Raw genomic sequence first — 15,544 nt, 5'->3', positions numbered from 1 at the left:
TGCGTGCGCGCCTCCTCGTCGGTATCGGGCGTCCGGCATCAAAGCTTCGTGCGGATCGGGTCCAGCTCCTCAGCGCAGGTCTTCCACCAGTAGGTCGAGGGTGGCCTCTTCGTGGAGGGCGATGCCCAGCGCCTCCATGGTGGGTCCGAGGGAGGAATCCCAGTGCGCGTCGACGGGCAGGTCCGAGAGCGGGAGCTGCGGGATGCCCATCGCTTGGGCGCGCGCGGCGAGCCGCTCGTAGTCCTCGGCCTGGAAGCGCCACGGGGCCGCGTCGTAACGGTGGATGACGCGGTTGGCGAGGGCGATGCCGGGCCAGTCGAAGTCGCCGTGGTAGGCGAAGCGGCAACCTGTGGCGGTGAGGGCGTCGAGCAGCGTGGTGACGGCCGTGGAGGCGCTTCCCGAGGTGCAGACGAGAGGCTGCGTGCACGCCGCGTCCGCGGCTGCTTCCAGCACTCTGGGGTTCTCGCAGATACGGATGAGTGTGCCGGGCGGCATGGCCAACTCCATGGAGTGCAGGTCGCGGAGTGTCAGGTGCGTCTCGGTGTGGTGGTCCGCCCGGTCCCGTAGGGCGTGCTCGCGCCAGCCGGTGCCTTTGGGGCGCAGTCCGTAGACGATGACGGTGCTGGAGATCTCGTCCGGTGTGACGCCGGCCAACCGCCAGAGGGCTCGCCGGCCCGCAGCGTCCGCGGGGAGTTCGGTGCCGTGGGCGAGCGCCACACCACGCTGGACGAGCCGGGAGAGCCAGGTACCGTCGTCCAGTCCGTGCGCCGACCCCGTCGCCTCGGTCGCGACCTCGCCCCTGCCGCGTACGGCTCCTCTCCCCGGGCCGAGAAGCAGGACGAGGACGTGGAGAGCCTGGTGGAGGCTGCGGATCGCGGTGTCGGGACTCACTCCGCGCGGTACGCCCGCCCGCCGGAGCCCGTCGTACCACTGGTGCGCCCACGCCTCGCCGGCCAGCGGCGAAGCGCTCAGCGCGTCGGACAGGGCAGACCAGACCTGATCGCGGCGTGCGTCGGCGTCCGCACGCGCCGCCCGCCGGTCGGTCAGGGGCGGTCCGAGAGCTTGGACGACGGCCACCAGGCCGGCTCCGGCGGCCGAAGCGCGAAGGCGGGTGTCGAGCTCGGCGAGCCGTATGGTGGCCTCCGCGCCGGTGAGGGTCCTGCCCAGGAGCTGCGACAGGGCCGTCCGCTCGGGGACATCGAGACCGGTCAGCCTGAGCGTGCCGGTCGCCTGAAGGCCGTTGCGCTCCAGGCGGGCGCGCAGGGCGGTCCACAGCCGCTGGAGACCTGGCCCGGTGAGCCAGGCACGCGTCTCGGCGGGCATCGTGTTCATACCGACACCAGCCGCCGGTTCCGCCCGTTCCACGTGTAGTGGAGCGTGGCCACACCGCGGACGTGGGGGTCGCGCAGGCACTCGTAAATGTGCAGGGAGGGGACGTCGGCCCAGTTGCCCATGAGGCGTTCGCTGGTCAGGACGAAGTCCAGGTCGAGGTCGACGAGGATGCGTCCCAGCCGTGCGTGGGTCGGCTCGTCCACCTTGGCGAAGGCGTCGTCGAGCAGGATCAGCCGCGGCGCGTGCGGGGCGGATTCGCCGAGGGTGGTGAAGTGCGAGGCGGCCGCGGCGAACAGGACGAGGTAGGAGAGCACCCGCTGCTCTCCCTGGCTCAGGCCGGTACGGCCGGTCAGCGGGCGCCTGCGGCCCGGGCGGGCGTCCTCGACGACGAAGGCGTGGAAGCGGAACCAGCCCCGGTAGTCGAGCGCGGTCCGCAGATGTGCGGCGTAGCCGGCTGCCGGGTCGGCCCTGCGGGCCTCCTCGATCCGGCGTTGTAGCACCTCCCGCAGCTGTTCCGTCTGCTCGCGGGTGCGCAGGCCCGAGGGGCTGCGCAGCAACTCCACGGCGGCGCGCACATCGGCATCCACGTCCTCGTGCAGCTTCCACTGCAGCTCGACTCCGAGACCGTGCGATGTCCGGACCGTCCTGAGCGTGTCGTTGAGGGCGGCGACGAGACCGGCGGCCGCGATGACCTGCGCGGACAGGTGGTCGCCGAGTTCGCCGGTGAGGAAACGCTGGAACACCTCGCTTTCGCGCTCGGTCAGCCGGCCGCGGGCCTCGGCTGCCTGCTCGCCGATCCGCAGCCCGACGACGGCGACGTCGTGCGAGCCGTGGTCGTCGAGGAGCCGGCAGACCTTGATGCCGTCCTTTTCGAGCAGTTGCGCGTCGAAGCCGCCGGCCAGCGCGTCGCGCAGGGTGGTGTAGCGGTTCATGAGGATGCTGTCCGACACGTCCCGGGTGCGCCGCGCCAGCCCTGCGCTCACGGCCTCCGCGAGTTGCCTCAGCAGCCGGACCCTGGCCCGTACGTCCGTTTCGGGCAGGTCGGTTTCTCCGAGTGGGAGCGCGGTGGCCTCCAGTCCGGCCCCCCTCGTCACTTCAGCGCGCCCGAGCGCTCCGCGCAACGCGCTCCCCGCAGTGACAACTGCCAACTCCTGGCGCGCCAGGTCGTCCCGGAGCCGCTTCTCGTTCTCCTCCGCCCGCACCCGCACATCCCGCGCGCGCTCTGCGGCGTCCTGTGCGGCGGGCAGGGCCCGGGAAGCCGCCTTGATCCGCGACGTGACGGCTTCCTCGCGGGCCAGGATCTCGCTCTCGGACGCGCCGACCGTCTCCTCCAGCGTCGCCAGGCGGGCACGGGCGGGACGCAGTTCGTCCATCCGGGACCGGTAGTCCGCCTCGGCGCCGAGGCGGTCCTCACGCGCGCTGCTGTAGGTCGCCCGGGCGGTCTGCCCCTCGCCGAGCGACGCGGACGCACGGTGGACGGTCCTGGCCAGCCGTCCGAGCGCGCTGAGCACCACGGTGAGGGCGGTGGCGGTACGGGCCAGGGCCTCGGTGTCGGTCGGCAGGTCGTTCGCGGTGGCCGCGGCCTCGGCCACCGTACGGGCTCTCACCGCGGCGGTGCGCGCGTCGTCCGCCTTGCGTGCAGCCGCCGACACCTTTCCGGTCAACTCCCGTGCCGCGGCGTCCTTTGCGGCGGCCTCCGCCCACGCGTCGTAGAGCCGCCGGGATGGCGGGAAGCGCCGCAGGGCGCGGTCGAGGGCCGCGCGGCGGCGGTCGACACCCTCCAGTTGTTCCTGGACGTCGGAAAGCCGGCCGCTCACCTCGGCAATCCGGGCGTCCAGCTCGGCGAGCTGCCGCCGCCGCGTCTCGGCACGCACGGCCGCCCCCACGAACTCGGCGGCAGGCTTTTCGCTGCGTCCGCTGAGCACACCCAGACGCCAACTGCCGTCCCAGTGCACGGCGCTTCCGGCACGAGAGTCATTGCCGGGTGCCAGGGAGACCGACGACAGCACGCGCGCGATCCGCTCGACGGCGACGCCGGTGCCGCTCGCGTCCACCGGACGCAGGACTGTCGCGAGGCTCGGGCCCTCGACCGCCGCAGCGTGGGGTTCGAGGAGGGTGTCCAGCGTGCGGGCGTCGAAAACGGCCCCGTCCGCGGTGACCCACGCGTCCAGCAGCCCGCTCGCCTGGAGTGCGGCTTCGAGGTGGGCCTGCTGGGTGTCGGAGAGCCCGTCCGCGAAGTCGACCAGCCGGTAGAAGGGCGCCCCCGTCCCCTCCTGCCGCGCGGCGCGGCGATGCGGTGGGGGCGGGGGAGTGGGGTCGGGCAGCCGTTCCCATTGGCGCCGCTGCTCGGCCAGGTTGTTGAGCGTGGCGCGCGATTGCCGAGCCTCGACGGCGAGGCGGTCGCGCTCACCGGAAAGCCGGCCGGCGTACGGGGTGAGGGTTGTGTGGGCGGCCTCGGCGGCCTGGGCGTCGATCTCCGCAGGCAAGGTCCGATCCGCGAATGCGGCGTCGGGATCCGGGTCGAGCGCGGTCAGGGCCAGGATCTCGTCCAGGGCGGGGCAGTCGGGTCCGAGTGCGGTGCCCAGCCGCTCCGCCCACCCCGCGACCTCCTCCCGGTATGTGCTGCTCTCCGCCTCCACGTGCGTGCGGGCCGCCTCCTGCCGTGCAGCGGTCTCCTGGAGGTCCTGCTCGTGGCGCTCCCGCTCCGCGTCCGCGCCGGCTGCTTCGGTGCGTGCCTTGCGGGCCTCGGCGAAGAGCCGCTGGACCTCGGCGACCGCGCGCGAGCGGTGGGCGGCGACGATCCTGCCCGCCTCCAGCTGCTGGTGCCATGCGTCCAGCGCAGCCGCCGTCGCGACGGTGTCGATGGCGGCGACACGTGCGTGGCGCATGGAGTGGTGCCCGCCGTCGGGGTCGGTCACCTCGACGGTGCGCGGTCCGTCGAGCTCGGTCTGCCGCGGTGAGACGGCCTCACCGAGGTGGGCGGCGGGCAGTCCGGCCTTCTCGGCGTCCGACAGCAGTTCCCGGTGGTCGGAGGCGATGTCCTTCAGACGGTCCGCCGACTGCCGGAGCTCGCCGGCCAGTCGCTCCGCGGCGCCCTGTTCGGCCCGGTGGGTTGACACCAGGGCCGAGTACGACGTCACGGCCGCGGTGTGCAGTGCCCGGACGGTCGTGCGGCGCTCCGACAGCTCCTGCACGCTGCGGTAGCCGTCGCTGCTCTGCAACGCGGCGAGCTCGTCCTGGGCAGCCTCCTGTTCCTCCGAGATGCCCGTCACCTGTTGCACGGCCAGCCTTTCCGCCTCCCGCAGCGCGCTGACCTCCTTGGCCGCGTCCCCGGCCTTTCTGCGCCATTCCGCGAGCACGTCCAGCTCGCCGAGCACCCTTTGGGAGGCCCTGCGCAGGACGCCGGACAGATATCCGCGGTAGTCGTCGAGGAAGGTGCGCAGCGCCGCGTCCGTCCTTTCGAGCCTGCCCAGCTCGCTCCGGACGGCGTCGAGGTCATGCAGGTTGCGGGCGACCTTCTCCACGACCTCGTCGTCCAACCCGGGCAGTGTCTCGCTCAGCAGGGTGACGAGTCCGCCGGATTCGATGCGGTCGCCCACAGTCGGCCGGCGCAGCCGGTGGAGGAGCTGGGTGAGGTTGCGGAAGCGGGTCGTATCGGTGATCCCGAACAGGTCGCGGGCGACCCGGGCACGGTGCTCGACCGCCCGTTCCGTCACATTCCCGGTGCCGACGTACTCCTTCAGCTTCTCCAGCGGCAAGGGCCGGCCCGCTTCCACCAGATGCAGGTTCTCGCCCACCCGGAGCGGCGTGACGAAGAAGGCCGGGACGGCCTTGCCGGTGGACTTCGATGCCCGGATCGCCGCACCCAGGGTCAGGAACTCCTCCTCACCTCCGGTCTCGTCCGCCGGCCTGCGGAACTCGACCCAGAGGTACCCCATGCGGTTGGTCTGCTCGACGCCGTCCAGCATCAGCCAGACGAGCGTGGTGCGGCCCGTGCCGGTCGCGTCGAGCGCACGGGCGTCGCCGTCGAGCAGGTAGGGCAGCAGCATCTCCAGTGCCTTGGACTTGCCCGCGCCGTTCTTGCCGCGCAGCAGCAACCTGCCGTCGCCGAAGGCGAAATCCTGCTCGTCGTACTGCCACACGTTGCGGATGCCGGCCCGGTGCAGCCGGAACCGGCGTGCGGCGGTCGCCGGAGCCCGGCGCGGGGCGGGGACCGTGGGGAGGTCGGCGGTCATGAAAGAGGCTCCTGCCGTTCGTCGGTGGCGGCTGCCGCTCGCTGGGCGGGCCGCAGGGTGACCTGGGCGGCGTACCTGGCGGCGGCGGCCAGGAGCACCAGGCCGCTGCCGGAAGCCCGCGCACCGGACACGTCGGTCACCGGCCGGCCCTCGGGCACGGCATCGTCGTAGCCGTCGGGGAGGCCGGCGCCTTGGGACCGCAGCACGCCGTCACGAGCCAGGAGCCGCATCCGGACGAGCAGGTCCACCACCGCCGCACCCAGGGCCTGCGGGTCGTCCACGAGTTCGCGTTTCCAGTTGCTGCGCCGCCCGTACGAAGCGACGACTTCCACCAGGATCTCGTCGATCAGCCCGTCGGGGATCGCTACGCCGATGACGAGGCGGCCACCGGTCGCGGGATGACCGGGCCGGTCGGGACGCAGCCTCTCGACGAGTTCACCCAGCGCGAGCAGGGCGGCCTGCGCGACCGTTCCGCTCCCGGGGAAGTCCAGGTCCGACAGTTCGTCCTCCGGGTCCACCAGGGCGGCGCCCTCGGCCCGGATCTCCGTCTCCAAGCCCAGCAGTTCGGAGAACGCCTGGGCCTCACGGCGCTGCCGGGTACGCAGCCAGTCGCGTTCGGCGTCGGTCAGCTCGTCGAGATGGACGACGGGGGTCTCCACGAGCATGCGCCGCACGTACGTGCGCGGCCCGCCGAAGCCCGGGTCGGCCGCCCGTCGTACGAGGTCGGCCCCGCTCGCGCTCTGCGTGAGCGGGCCGGCGACCACCGCTCGGGCCCTCTCCCGGTCGACCGAGATCAATGCCTCGCCGCCGTCCTCCTGCTCGACGGCCCCGACGCTCCCCTCCGTCTCAGCGAGCACTCCCCAGACGACCAACTGCCGGAGGGCTGCGCTCAACGTACGTTTGCCGGTGGCCCTGCCGGCGTCCTCCCACTCCATGCCGGCGTCGGCCGCCGCCGCCTTGATATCGGCGACGAGCTGGGACAGCAGCATCTGCTCGGGTGCCGTCACCAGCACCGACAGGGCGAGGGCCAGGCAGGCGTAGGTGCGCGGGGTGAAGGGAACGCCGCTGGACCGCTGCAACCGGTGCCCCGCACCCCGCCCCAGGCCCGCCTTGAACAGCCGGGCGTAGGAGGTGTCGACGAGCAGCCAGTACCCGAGCACTTGCTGGAAACGCTGTGCGAGCCAGTCGGCGTGGCGGCGGATGAGGGGGAAGAGGTCGGCGTGGGGACCGTCCGCGGTCACCAGCGGATGGGCGAGCAACAGCCGTCCCGCGCTGCGGCGCTCGGCCGCGAGGGCCACATCGTGAGCTGAGGGGAGGGTCATGAGGCGCTTGCCCGCGTCTCGACGGAAGCACCGTCGGCGACGCCCACCACCGACAACTCCAGGCCGTCGAGTGTGAGGTCGCCGTCGGCCGAGTGCAGCAGGGTGTCGAAGCCGTCCACCCGGCGAACGGTGAGACGGATCCCCAGCTCCGCGTCCTCGCTGCTGGCGCCGTCCACCGCGAAGCCGCGGTCCTGTCCCGGGCCCTCCGCGGCGCTGTTCCCGGCCCGGCGTATCCGGGCGTTGCCCAGGGCCGTGGCCAGCAGCTCCAGCAGCAGCGACAGAGCGGCCGAGGTCAGCCGCAGCTGTGCGAAGCGACCGGAAGCACTCCGCAACTCCTCCGCGGCGGCACGTCTGGCCTCTGCTTGGGAGCGGGCGGCCTCCGCCAGCCTCTGCTTCTGCGCCGAGTGGTCCTCCACCGCCGAGGCCCTGCCCCGCTGCGCGCGCGACCCCCGCTCCCGGAGGGCCACCGGCACCTCGACGACCGGGCCCGTCCACCAGCTCGTGTACGCGGGCACCCCCTCGTCGGCCGTCGGCGGGATCCCCAGGTGCCGGGCACCGTACAGACCGAAGGCGGCGACCGCGATGTCGTGCGCGTCCTCCGGAGCAGCTTCGTCGAACCAGCGGGCCAGCCGCAACAGGTCCTTCCGCCGCGACATCTCGCCCGAGGCGGAGCGCAGCATCCGCTTGGCATTGGCGAGCAACGACTGCAGCGCACGCAACGTGGCGTCGCGGAGCTGATCGACCTGGCTCCCTCGCCCCTCCATGTCGGTGAACCAGCCCCGCAGTCCCTCCCAGTCCGCCGTCTCACGGCCGCGGCTGCGCTGGACTCGGGTCGCGGACTCCCCGCCCGCGCCGGCCGGGACGCCCGAGAGCCCCTGGCTGTGGGCGTCGAGCTGCTTCAGCAGGCCGGGAAGGTGCGGCCACAGCCGGTCCAGCGCCGCCGCGATCCGTGGCGCACGGAAGGACACGTCCTCGGTGATGGCCTCGACGTAGTCGAGCAGCAGCTCCTTGAAGCCCTGGTATTCGGCGGTGTCCAGGTCGTACCGGGCCAGCACCTGGCCCAGGTAGGCGTAGAAGTCCCTTATGGAGTCGGCGAACTCCGCGAACTGTACGAAAAGGGTGCTGACGCGTTCCAGCGCGTCCTGCGGCTCTGCGCCGCCCGGCCGGACCACTGACTCGACGAGATCCCGCAGCCCGCGTTCGACGAGCGCCAGCAGTTCGCTGCTGACCTCACGCGCCGCGTCCGCACTGGCGAGAACCTCGTCGGCGTCCCGCTGGATGCGCTCGCCCAGCTTCGAGAGCTGGTAGCGGGACCGCGCCCGCTGGTACTCGGTGATGCTGGACGCTTTGACCGTGTGCGTACTCGGAAGGAGATTGCCCCACCTGACCAGCTGATCCAGCCGTGTGGCGAGCGTGTCGGCGTCCAGCGCCGCCCCTGGCCCGTCGGCAGCGGCGAGCCTCTCCCGTACGTCCGGTACGGCCAGGTCGGCCAGCAGGGTCCCGCAGAAGACCCGCATGATCGCCATGTACTCAAGCCGCTCGGGCGCGCTCAGATAGGCGTACGCCGTCAACCGCTGCCACACCCCGTCGCGTTCGGCTCGTACCGTAGGGGCCTCTTGTGACGGTTCCTCCATGCGGACGAGGCTACGCACCACCAGTGACACGGGCAGGCGCTTCGACCGAAATCCCCGCGCTTCCTGCTCGTGCGACGGGGGGTTGCCCAGGCGTCTCCGCTCCGCGGCCCGTCGGCCCAGCGGCAGTCTTCCCTCCGCTGGATGTCTTCGGCTGCGCCCTGACCAATTGAGAAGGTCAATGGCGGCGTCGGCGATCTGCTCGGTCACGCGTTCCACGTGCGACCGCGAGAGTGCCCGACGCCATGTCGGGCGGTGGACCTCGGCGTGGTCGGCGTCGACGAGGCTCATCGAGGTCGTCACGTCACCACGGATGAGACTCACACCGCGGTGGGAGGGGCCCGCTCAGCCCAAGCTCCAGCAGGACTTGCTGGGCCAGTTCGAAGGGCCGGTTGCGGGGGCCGTGGGAGACGGAGGGGGCCGAGCCGGGATTTGGCTGTGAGGCGAGGGCCTTGGGGCCGACCAAGCCGGTGAGACGGTGGTGCTTCCAGAGGGGTGAGGTCCCCTTGGCATCGACCACGATGAGGTCGGGCCGTCGCCAGACGACCAGAGCCCAAGCGCTGCCGGTGGAGCCGGCCCAGGCTCCGACCAGGGGAGCGTCTTCGGCAGCGCCGACTGCCTGGAGTGCGACCAGCGCCGGGTTTGTGAAGCTGCCGGGGATGTGAAGCAGAAGCGGCCCGTCACGGTGGGCCTCGCGGCCCTTCTCGGTGAGGGACCACATCGCGTCGGCGAGCGGATCGTCCTGGACGATGTCCGACGCGACGTCGAGTACGGCCGCCTCGGTGACGGACGGGCCGGAGCCTCTGTCGAGCAGCCTCGTGTATTCCGCGACGTACGCGCCATCCATAGCGGAAAGCAGATGGCGTAGGGCACGTGAGGCTTCGTTGAAGGCCGCGGTCTCAGGGGTGGTCTCGTAGCGTGGGGCATGGCTTCTGAGCACGGCGAGGGCGACCGCTGCGAGGCTGCCGACCTGGGGTTCGAACGTCTCCGGGACACCGGCCTGGTGATCGGACGGGGCCAGCGCAAGGACAGCGCGGGAGAGCAGGGGGACCCAGCCCGTGTGCCGGGGAGGCCAGGCGCCCGCCGCGATGATCCACAGCGTCAGCCGGACGACGAGCAGGCTGTCCACCGGGCCCCGCCTGGGGCCGGGGGCTACGGTGCTTTCCTTCTCACGGCTCCACTGGGGAGCGGGAGGCACCATGCGTTCCACTACGCGCCGGTACCTGCGGCGTACCTCCTCGTCGGCCTTCCGGAGATCGGGCAGCGTGGTGGCGGTCACCTCGGCGTCGGCCATCACCGGGTCGTGATCCGCTGCCACGCTCTCCGCGTCGTCTCCTTCGAGGGCGGCTTCGATGTCGTTCGTGGCCTCATCGTCCCAGGAGACGGACAGGAGGTCCTGGAGGGGAGCGCCGACATCCGGGGGCAGTCCTACGGCGAAGCGCAGGAGCGCGTTCCCGACGCGTCCGGCGCATTCGTCCAGATAGCGCTCCCAGCCGTCCCCGGCGCTGCTCAGCGACGATGTCACAGGCGCGCCACTACGGCTGCTCGCCGAGGCTGCTGCCGGACCCGGCCCCAGCACCGCACGGAGCGCTTCCAAGTCACTGAGGAACCGCTCAGCGAGCAGCGGGTCCGTGAACAGCTCCAGGGGCTGCGTTGTGGGGGCGTGCGGCCGCCTGGAGGCCACTCGGTGCAGCACTGCTTCGGGGTCGACGACGAACACGATGTTGCCGAACGTCGGTACGCCCCCGCCGTCGACGACGACCAGGCGCACACGGCTGCCCGCGTCCGCTGCAGCGGTCACTGTCAGTGTGTCCTGGCCTGGTGGGATTTCGGTGATGCGCTCCCAGGTCTCCGGCGGCGCGGCGACCGGGGAAATCTCCAGGTGTGCGGCGTCGAGGAGGGGACGGGCCAGGCTGATCTCCAGGCCGTCCGGTACGCGCAGGGCACCCAGCAGCAGCGGAACGGTGCGGACCGGGGGACGGGGGAGCCGTGCGGCCGAGCGCAGCCGGGAGACGGGCTCGTCGGTGCCGTCCGGAAGGAGCGTGGTGGGGACCGGGCTGATGAGGCCGAGTTCGCAGTTGCCGCCCTCGGCCTGGGAGAGGAGCAGGGCGGCGGCGGAGATGTTCGGGCTGCCGGTCAGGGCCCACCGCTGCCCGCCGGAGGTCCACTCGATGAGCTTTCCGTGCCGGTACCGCTCGCCGTTGTCGCTGATGATGTGGCCGTCGTACTCCTTCACCAGGTCGGCGATCGACGGTCCGTCGAGATCGGTGAGCCCGGGCTGGTAGGCAAGGGTGAACCGGCCGGGACGAAAGCGCTTTAGCAATCTCCGGAGCGCCTTTGACCGCCGGTCGTGGAAGGGCGCGAAGACGGCCAGTTCGTCAACGGGCCCGTGCGGCAGCTGATCGACGATGGGTGTGCGAAGACTGCTGACCAGGCGGACCTGGGGTTCCGCAGGTTCCCTGTCGCGATGGAGTCGGTCCAACAGCGCTGCCACCCGTCCCAGCGCGTCCGGCACGCCGGCGGAGAACCGTACTCTCTCCGGCAGGCCACGAAGCCATGCCGCCAGGTCCGGCACCGCGGCGGGGCTCTGTTCGCCGTCCACCCGCAGAACGGTCCACAGCTCGGAGTTGGCCTGCCAGCCGGCCAGCGTGGTGTTACCCGAGCCGAGAGCGACGGTGGCGTGATCCGGTCCGGCGAGGACCATCAACTTGGGGTGGAAGGCGGCACCGTGAGCGTATGCATGACCGGGGAGGTAGCTGCGGCCGGCCCGCCGGACGGACCGGGCGTCTGCGCGAGCCATGGGGACGTCTCCCACCACCGTCACGAGCGCGCCGGTTGCCTGGGTGACGCCGAGGGCGACATCCTCGAAGAATCCGAGATCGGCTGTGAAACTCAGGAAGAGGGCTTCTCGCAGGGGTTGTCCGCCCTCCTGCTCTTTCTCAAGGATGAGCGTCAGCGGTGAGGCGAAGGCGTTCGGTCCCCTCACTGATTTCGGTGTTGGAACGTTCTCAGCCAAGGAGAGCCCTCCCCCTGTCAGTTACCGACCAACTACCGCCGTCGTAGCGCAGTACACCGCAGGTGGCCAGAACGGTTCCGAGCTGGTCCAGCCGCAGGCCGACGTCGCCGCGCCCCTCCTGGCTCGTCCTGTACAGCAGCCCGCCGCGCTCGTGCAGTCGGGTCGGCAGCCACAAGGTGCCGTCGGGGCGCCGGCGGGCTTTGGCGCGCGCGATCCGCTGCGACCGCGCCACCAGGTCATGGGTGATCCGGCGGGCAAAGTCGTGCAGCTTCATGGGCCGGGCTTCGTCAAGCCTCCGCTGCGTCCACTCCGGTCCGAGTTCGACTCCGCGCCGGCCGAGGAACGCGTCACGGACCCTGCCGGAGAGTTCGTCGACCCGGCGTGCACCGACGGCGAGCACTCGTAGTTCGGTGAGGGGCAAGGGACTGTCTTTGGTTTTCCGCAGTTCGTCCTCGGCGGGCAGCGGGGCACCGGTCATGCTCTGCGTTGCGGGGAGTGCGGACAGGAAGGCGTCCACCGTGGTGTCCGGTAGTTCCGCAGCGAAGCGGTCAGCCACTTCCTCGATCGGCAGCAGTCCGTCGACCTGCGCGACGAGCCAGGACCACAGGCGGCGCCACGCGCCGACCGAGTAGTTGCGCAGCACCACTCCTCGCCAGGCGGCGGCCGTGTCGATGCCGCTCGTCACGGAATCCGAAGTGAGGAAGTCACCGAAGGCGAGCACAGGTCCGATGTCACGGGTGAAACGCCGGATCCGCTCGGGATGTTCGGTGACCACTCGAGCCAGAAGCTGGATCGTCTGCCGTCGCGTCGTCGAGCGGGAGCCCGTTTCCGCCGGCTCAGCGGGCTCGCACATCACCTTCGCGAGCCACTCACCGTCAGCACGCTCACCGCCCGCGCATACGCACAGCCGGTCGCCGAAAGACGTCAGGCTGTCCACCGGCAGCGTGTCCGCGCGGGCCAACTCCAGCAGCCCGTCCAGCCCCGTACGTACCGCGGCCGTTTCCAGCCGCGGTCCGGGAGCTGGCATGGGCCCGGGAGCGAGGATGCCGAGTGCGATCTCGGAGCCGTTGTACGGTCCCCAGAACCCCCACCGGCTACCGACGTAACCGTCCTTGCCGGGGGCCTCGGCCTCGGACATGGTGAGCGTCCCGGCGTGCAGCCGCCGAGCCAGGGCGTCCGTCCCGTGAGCCCGCGGCAGCCATTCCAGAGTCTGCGGATGGTGCGCGAACGATACGGCGGCCAATGCCACTTCGGCGCGGCGCAGCAACGACTGGGCCTCGGGGACCGTCAGGTCCTCGGCGTCGGCTTGTGCCGCGATCAGTCCGTGCAGCGCGTAGTAGCGCCCGTGCGGTGTCACCGTGGTCACCCCGGGGACCAGGTGATCGGCCATGGCCATTACATGCCGCTCCACCGAAAGCGGATACCGGCCGGCGGCTACGTCCAGTCCCGGAAGGCTCCACTCCGGACCGTCCACCAGCCCCGGGGCATGGCCGTCCCCGATGACGGAGACCGTGCCTTCATCCATTTACGCCGCACCACCCCGCCCAACGCCATCTCCGGGTCACCAGGCCGTCATTTTGGTACATCTGCACGGGGAGTTGGGTCGTTTCGGACGCGATTCATGCGGCCGAGATGAGTTGGCTGGGGGTTCGGTGAGTGTGGTAACCCCCCTTATCAAGCAACGGCCGAACCCCGCGCTCGAGATTGGCGTATCGTCTTGCGGGTCGGCGGGAGACTGCTGGAGGCGGCCTGCGTGCGACAAGGGTAGGGCGACTGTCGCCGGCGGCTGAGGCGAAGAGGTAGAGCGAAGGAGGGCGCGCCATGGTCACTGAGCTGCCGGAGCCGTCGCTCCGTCCCACGCCGCCTCTGCCACTCCTGGTCTCGATGACCGACATCGCCGCTTTCGCCCATGTGAAGCGCCCGGTCGTGTCCACCTGGCGCCGGCGCCATCCGGACTTCCCCGCCGCCGTGTCCGAGAGCTCGGGGCGGCCGCTGTTCGACGGCGCCCAGGTGGCCGAGTGGCTGATCGCCTCCGGTCTCGGCAACGCAGCCCCGGCGGAGCTCCGGTCAGAGCTGGCCCTCTTCGGCATCATCGCCCTGCGCGAGCGCTTCACGGCGTGGCAGCTCGTCGAGACGGTCGGCAGCCTGCTGTGCCTGCGCCGTCTCGACGACCGGCCGCTCATTGACCCCGAGACCGAAGCGGGCGACGCGGACCTCTGGGCCGGCGTCCTCCGCCGGGCCGAACGTATCGACGTCGAGGACGAGTACGTCCTCCGCGAGCTGCGGACCATCAACGCCGAGGCGACTCCCGCCGATGGCGCTGCTCTCGCCCACCTCGCCGAGGAACTGGTCGAGGCCGCCTACAGCGAGCACGGCGCGTACGAGTGGCTGCTCGCCGCCCGTTCCCGGCTCGGGCTCGACATCCTCACCGCCGACTCGGTCACCCCGGAACTTCGGAACCTCCTCGGCCGGCTCACCGACCTGCGCGCTCGCCTCGGGGAAGGCGCGCGTGTCACCCTCGCCGACCCGAACGCCCGTGCCGGCGACCTGCTCGCCGCCGTCATCGCCGATTCCGAGGAACGCGACCTCCTCACCGTCCTCGCGGCAGACCCCGACGACCGGCTCACTCGCATCACCCGCCGGCGTCTGCTGCTGGCGGGCGTCGAAGAACTCAACCTCGACGTGCAGACCGGCACCGATCTGGAGGAGCGCTTCGCCGACCCGGACCTCGTCGTCACCCAGCTCCCCTACCGCCCCGGTGAGGACCGCTCGGTGATCGCCGCCCTGACCGAGCTGGAGCGGGTCGCGTACCTCCTGCGGCCCGGCTGCACGGCCGTCGTCCTCGGGCCGGCCGACGCGCTCGTCGACGAGCTGAAGAGCACCGAGGCCGCACAACTGCGCACCGCTCTGCTGCGGGAGAACATCGTCGAGTCGGTCATCGCGCTCCCCGGCGGCGTCCTGCCGTTCCGCCCCGGCTACCGACCCGCTCTGTGGACGCTCACCCGCGGCCCCGTCCATCAGGCGGTCGGCAAGGTTCTCCTCGCCGACATCCGCGCCGAGCCGCTCACTCCTCATGTCAGCACGCGGCTCGCCGAGGACGTACTCCTCTGGCGTGCCGAGGGACTGCGCCGCGACGGCCACGACCCCAGGTACGGCCGCGTCGTCCCCGTCGCCGACTTGGATCGGGCCTTCCGCGGCCCGCTCACCCCGCCCGCGCCGCCGCTGCCCGTCTTCTGGTCCACGGAGGTCGCCGAACGCCCCGCCCTCATCGCCGAGGCCGAGGCACGCCTGGAGCGCGCGACCGCCGAGGCCCGCGCGTACGAGAAGCAGCGCGGCCCCTACCGCGGCCCCGTCCTGCGCCGGGGCGACGCTCTTCCACCGCGCACCACTCTCGGCAGACTCATCGCGGCCCACAGGGTGACCCGGCTCCCCGGCCACCGCGTCGACCCCGCCCACCTCGTCCCCGACGGCCACCACACCGTCCTCGGCCCCGGGGAGGTCACCGGCGAGCGGCCCGTCGGGGGCCGCCGCATCGACCGCCTGGTGCTGGCCACGGAGTACGAGCGAGCGGCGCTCACCGAGCCGGGTGACATCGTGTACACCCTCGCCCCTCGCCTCGGGCTGTACGTCGACCACGACGGCTTCTCCGTCGTCGCCTTCCCCGCCCGCATCCTCCGCCTCAACCGCGAAACCGCCCGCCCGCTCACCCCCCGGGTGCTGGCCGCCCTGCTCGGCGCTGCCCGTGGCACCGCCCGCAGCCCCGGCGCCGTACGCGCAGCCCGGCGCATTGAGGACTATCAGCTCCCCGACCTCGATCCGGACGAAGTGCTGCGCTTCGACGCGCTGCTGGCCGAGGCCGAGCGCCGGGAACAGTTGCTGCGCGCACAGGCCGACGCGCTGGCGGAGGCCCGCCGGCTGACGATAGCGGGCTTGGCCGACGGCACCTTGACCGTCGGCTCGGCCCCCACCCACGTGACTACGTAACGCGATCACTGACTCGGAACCGAA

7 protein-coding genes are annotated in these 15,544 nt (G+C 71.7%); 1 reads left to right on the top strand and 6 read right to left on the bottom strand.

Translation table 11 applies throughout. From position 1 onward, the window contains the following. Window positions 1–69 precede the first annotated feature (69 nt). The 6 genes from HCN08_RS13980 to HCN08_RS13955 form a co-directional block, all read right to left on the bottom strand. Complete coding sequence (locus HCN08_RS13980; RefSeq protein WP_167983364.1) at window positions 70–1,332, bottom strand: TIGR02679 family protein; 1,263 nt, start codon at window positions 1,330–1,332, stop codon at window positions 70–72. After that, the gene (locus HCN08_RS13975) at window positions 1,329–5,567 is read right to left on the bottom strand and encodes a TIGR02680 family protein (protein WP_167983363.1); all 4,239 of its coding nucleotides are present in this window, start codon (window positions 5,565–5,567) and stop codon (window positions 1,329–1,331) included. Before HCN08_RS13975 ends, HCN08_RS13980 begins: the two co-directional genes overlap by 4 nt. Further along, a complete protein-coding gene (locus tag HCN08_RS13970) occupies window positions 5,564–6,889 on the bottom strand; it encodes a TIGR02678 family protein (protein ID WP_167983362.1) in 1,326 nt (441 codons plus the stop codon). The genes HCN08_RS13975 and HCN08_RS13970 overlap by 4 nt, the downstream gene beginning before the upstream one ends. Beyond that, window positions 6,886–8,523, bottom strand: coding sequence for a TIGR02677 family protein (locus tag HCN08_RS13965; RefSeq protein WP_167983361.1), 1,638 nt, complete (start codon window positions 8,521–8,523; stop codon window positions 6,886–6,888). The genes HCN08_RS13970 and HCN08_RS13965 overlap by 4 nt, the downstream gene beginning before the upstream one ends. Window positions 8,524–8,824: 301 nt before the next feature. After that, window positions 8,825–11,536: a hypothetical protein gene (locus HCN08_RS13960; protein ID WP_167983360.1), complete on the bottom strand. Its 2,712-nt coding sequence runs from the start codon at window positions 11,534–11,536 to the stop codon at window positions 8,825–8,827. After that, window positions 11,529–13,061: a hypothetical protein gene (locus HCN08_RS13955; RefSeq protein WP_167983359.1), complete on the bottom strand. Its 1,533-nt coding sequence runs from the start codon at window positions 13,059–13,061 to the stop codon at window positions 11,529–11,531. Before HCN08_RS13955 ends, HCN08_RS13960 begins: the two co-directional genes overlap by 8 nt. A gap of 296 nt (window positions 13,062–13,357) precedes the next feature. Between HCN08_RS13955 and HCN08_RS13950 the strand changes: the two genes are divergently transcribed. After that, window positions 13,358–15,520 carry a hypothetical protein gene (locus HCN08_RS13950; RefSeq protein WP_206318772.1) on the top strand — a complete coding sequence of 721 codons (2,163 nt, stop codon included), beginning with the start codon at window positions 13,358–13,360 and terminating at the stop codon, window positions 15,518–15,520. Window positions 15,521–15,544: the final 24 nt, after the last annotated feature.

This window comes from Actinacidiphila epipremni (assembly GCF_012034175.1).
Classification (GTDB): domain Bacteria; phylum Actinomycetota; class Actinomycetes; order Streptomycetales; family Streptomycetaceae; genus Actinacidiphila; species Actinacidiphila epipremni.
The sequence above is the reverse complement of the archived record's forward strand: the minus strand, read 5'-3'. Positions and strand labels throughout refer to the sequence as shown.

Bases quoted from the DNA above. Each gene is read 5' to 3' on its own strand.
- HCN08_RS13980 (WP_167983364.1), bottom strand. From the start codon at position 1,332: ATGAACACGATGCCCGCCGAGACGCGTGCCTGGCTCACCGGGCCAGGT.
- HCN08_RS13975 (WP_167983363.1), bottom strand. From the start codon at position 5,567: ATGACCGCCGACCTCCCCACGGTCCCCGCCCCGCGCCGGGCTCCGGCG.
- HCN08_RS13970 (WP_167983362.1), bottom strand. From the start codon at position 6,889: ATGACCCTCCCCTCAGCTCACGATGTGGCCCTCGCGGCCGAGCGCCGC.
- HCN08_RS13965 (WP_167983361.1), bottom strand. From the start codon at position 8,523: ATGGAGGAACCGTCACAAGAGGCCCCTACGGTACGAGCCGAACGCGAC.
- HCN08_RS13955 (WP_167983359.1), bottom strand. From the start codon at position 13,061: ATGGATGAAGGCACGGTCTCCGTCATCGGGGACGGCCATGCCCCGGGG.
- HCN08_RS13950 (WP_206318772.1), top strand. From the start codon at position 13,358: ATGGTCACTGAGCTGCCGGAGCCGTCGCTCCGTCCCACGCCGCCTCTG.